Genomic DNA, 281 nt, shown 5'->3' with positions numbered 1-281 from the left:
CTTCGCCGGCCAGCGCATCGCGCTGCTGGTGGGCGGGCATGACCGTGGCCTGGACTGGACCGATTTCATGCAGCACATGGCGCACGATGTGCCGCCGGTGGAGATCGTGACCATGGGCAGCAACGGCCCGCGCATCCACGCGATGCTGCAGCCGCTGGCCGATGCCGGTCGCTTCGGCCTGCACGCGGCGGGCGATCTTGCCGAGGCGATGGCGCTGGCACGTACCGCGCTGGGCGAGCAGGGCGGGGTCGTGCTGCTGTCACCGGGCGCGCCGAGCTTCG

The 281-nt window shown here is 71.9% G+C and carries 1 protein-coding gene; it reads left to right on the top strand.

Features of this window, described 5'->3' with window-relative positions; translation table 11 throughout:
* Window positions 1-281: hypothetical protein (locus EN846_RS34775; protein ID WP_210236172.1), on the top strand; the 281-nt coding region annotated here is incomplete at both ends.

The organism is Mesorhizobium sp. M4B.F.Ca.ET.203.01.1.1 (assembly GCF_004791025.1).
Classification (GTDB): domain Bacteria; phylum Pseudomonadota; class Alphaproteobacteria; order Rhizobiales; family Rhizobiaceae; genus Mesorhizobium; species Mesorhizobium abyssinicae.
This window is presented reverse-complemented; position numbering and strand designations above follow the sequence as displayed.